Annotated in this window: 3 protein-coding genes; all 3 read right to left on the minus strand. The window is 62.8% G+C overall.

Annotated elements, in window-relative coordinates; genetic code table 11:
* On the minus strand, positions 1–304 hold a 304-nt coding region (locus ACIP1G_RS31910; RefSeq protein WP_400744621.1), incomplete at its 3' end, for a dihydrodipicolinate synthase family protein.
* Between the two features lie 37 nt (positions 305–341).
* On the minus strand, positions 342–1,715 hold the full coding sequence (gene abaF, locus ACIP1G_RS31915) for a fosfomycin efflux MFS transporter AbaF (protein ID WP_400744624.1): 1,374 nt from the start codon (positions 1,713–1,715) through the stop codon (positions 342–344).
* Positions 1,716–2,163: 448 nt separating this feature from the next.
* The gene (locus ACIP1G_RS31920) at positions 2,164–2,784 is read right to left on the minus strand and encodes a GntR family transcriptional regulator (RefSeq protein ID WP_400744626.1); all 621 of its coding nucleotides are present in this window, start codon (positions 2,782–2,784) and stop codon (positions 2,164–2,166) included.
* Positions 2,785–3,058: the final 274 nt, after the last annotated feature.

The following is a 3,058-nucleotide window of genomic DNA, read 5'->3' on the forward strand; positions in this document are numbered from 1 at the left end:
CCATCAGGCCGGCGGCGCCGACCTTGGCGGCGTGGGCGGCGTGCGAGACCGCTTCACGGGTGTTCACCGCGCCAGTGCCGACAATGGTCGGGATGTCGGCGGCCACCAGGCGCGCCACGCCTTCCTGGCGCTCGGCCTCGGTCAGCAGCGGCCAGTCACCCATCGAGCCGCAGTACACCACGGCGCTCATGCCGGCCTCGATCAGTTCGCGACCCTTGCGTACCAGGGCGTCGAAGTCCGGCTTGCGTTCGGCGGTGCACGGGGTCATCAGGGCGGGCATGGTGCCGTTGAAGATATTGCTCATGGTCGTTACCTCAATGTGTGTCGTTCTTGTTGGTTGTTCAGCGGCCGGCATTGCGCGCCACGGATTCTTCGTCAACGGCGCGCAGCGACTTGCCGCGGGTTTCCTTGGCAGCAGCCACGGCCACGATCGAGATGGCCGCTGCAGCCACCAGGTACCAGGCGATAGGCGTGGAGCTGTTGTATTCCTTCAGCAAGGTCACGGCGATCAGCGGTGCCAGCGAGCCGGCCAGGATCGGCGCAACCTGGTAGCACAGGGACAAGGCGGTGTAGCGCACGTGGGTGGGGAACAGTTCGGCCATTAGCGCGGAGTAGGGCGCGTAGGTCATCGACTCGATGGCCAGGCCCAAGGTGATCGCTGCCATGATCAGCCAGTCATTGCCGGTGTCCATCATCGGGAAGCCGACAAAGCCCCAGAACGCGGTGAGCACGGCGCCGATCAGGTAAACCGGCTTGCGGCCGATGATGTCCGACAGGTAGCCCATCGCCGGGATCATGAAGAAGTGCAGCAGGTGGGCACCGAACATCAGCAGCAGGATCTGCGAGGTGTCCTTGTGCACCACCAGTTTCAGGTAGGTGATGGAGAAGGTGACGACGGTGTAGTAGAGGATGTTTTCCGCAAAGCGTGCACCAATGCCGATCAGCACTTCGCGCCAGTATTTGGTAACCACCTCCACCACGCCCAGTTGCTGGCTTTCCAGCTTCTGCTGCTTGGCCTGGGCTTCCTTGAAGATTGGCGCATCGTCAACCCGGGTACGGATCCAGTAACCGATCAGCACCACCACTGCCGAGAACCAGAACGCCACCCGCCAGCCCCAGTCGAGGAACTGCGCCTCGCTCAGGTTGGACGACAACAGCAGCAGGATGATGGTGGCGATCAGGTTGCCGGCGGGCACCCCCGCCTGCGGCCAACTGGCCCAGAAGCCACGGCGGTTGTCCGGGCTGTGCTCGGACACCAGCAGCACCGCGCCGCCCCATTCGCCGCCGAAGGCAAAGCCCTGGATCAGCCGCAGCACTACCAGCAGGACCGGTGCGGCATAGCCGATGCGCTCGAAAGTGGGCAGACAGCCCATCAGGAAGGTAGTTACCCCCACCACGATCAGGCTGATCTGCAGCAGATGCTTGCGGCCGACCTTGTCGCCGTAGTGGCCGAACACCAGGCCGCCGATGGGGCGGGCGAGAAAGCCCACGGCGTAGAGGGCGAAGGCGGCAATGATGCCGTCCATGGCACTGCCGGTCTGGCGGAAGAACAACTGGCCGAAGACCAGTGCCGAGGCGGTGCCGTAAAGGAAGAACTCGTACCACTCGGCGACCGCGCCAGCCATGGCCGCAGCTACCACACGCTTGATGCCCGCAGGGGCTTTGTCTGCTGTTTTTGCGACATTCACCGATGCCGCCGAAGAGGGTGTGGCCATGGTTTTGCACTCCGATACGTAATTATTGGAAGAAGGAGTAGGCAGCGCGGAGCTGGCAAAACCGGCGCCGCTGAATCCTTATATGGTATTTCGTATACGATATCTAGAGAAGCAAGAACGAAGCCAAGCATTCTCTGCTGCGGCGGTGATCACTGAGAGGGGGTGAGGGGGCTGCTGCGCAGCTCAATCGCCGGCAAGCCAGCTCTCATAGAACTGCACATAACTAATTGAGTTAGTAGGGACACTGTGCGGCTTTAGCCGCGAACACCGGCGCAGCCGGTGCCATGCACCGCGTTGGATTCTTCGCGGCTAAAGCCGCACACACAGGGTATGCGGACCGCTTGCGAACTGAGTTCTCTACGCGACAGCGCAACCCACAGGCCCGGGCATTGTGATGACCTGTGGGAGCTGGCTTGCCGGCGATTGGGGCGCACAGCACCCCCAGTGCCTAGTTGTGGGGCAGGTGCTCGTACAGGCTCTGGCACACCCCATTGATGTGCTCTTCGATCAACCGCGCCGCCAGCTCCACATCCCGCGCACGGCACGCAGCAACGATGTCGCGGTGCTCGTGGTCGGCGCGCTGCTTGCCCGCCGACAAGCTCATCTGCATGCGCAGGTAACGTTCCACCTTGTCATGGATCGAGCGGATCAGGCCGATCAGGTAAGGTCGCCTGGCCGGTTCGTACAGGCAGGCATGCAGCGCCCAGTTGAGGTCGGCCCAGCGGCCGACGTCGTCTTCACCGACAAATTCTGCGCAAATGGCTTCGGCGCGGGCAAAGTGCTGTTCGGTCATGTTAGGGATTGCCAGGCGAATCGCCTGCACTTCCAGCAATACCCGCACCTCGAACATCTGCGCCAGCTCCGGCTCCGAGATGCGGGTAACCAGGGCGCCGCGGTTACGCTGAAACTCCACCAGGCCTTCGGCTTCCAGGCGCTTCAGGGCTTCGCGCACCGGGATCTTGCTGACGTTGAAGGCCTGGGCCACTTCATCCTGGCGCACCGGTTCGCCTTCGGCGAGTTGCCCCGAGATGATCGCCTCGCGCAGGTGCGTGGCGATAATTTCCGACATCGAGGGCGTTGCACCCAGGTCGGTAGCTTTGAAAGACGGCAGCGGCACGGGAAATTCCAGCAATCAGGCGGTGCGGATATCTTATACGAAACGCCTTGTCAGCCATACCGGCTGGGGCGGGCTGGGAGATAGGGTGAAGGCCATTCAGTGTCCGCCACAACATTTTCTGCGCCTGTGAGATCGAGCGCCGCCCGCGCGGCGCTTCGCGGGGCAAGCCCGCTCCCACTGTCTGTTTCGGGCCAATGACTCCTGTGCCAGGTGGGTTGCAGCCTTG

The sequence above is a fragment of the Pseudomonas sp. NPDC089392 genome, assembly GCF_044749595.1.
Taxonomy (GTDB): Bacteria; Pseudomonadota; Gammaproteobacteria; order Pseudomonadales; family Pseudomonadaceae; genus Aquipseudomonas.

Bases quoted from the DNA above. Each gene is read 5' to 3' on its own strand.
- abaF (WP_400744624.1), bottom strand. From the start codon at position 1,715: ATGGCCACACCCTCTTCGGCGGCATCGGTGAATGTCGCAAAAACAGCA.
- ACIP1G_RS31920 (WP_400744626.1), bottom strand. From the start codon at position 2,784: ATGTCGGAAATTATCGCCACGCACCTGCGCGAGGCGATCATCTCGGGG.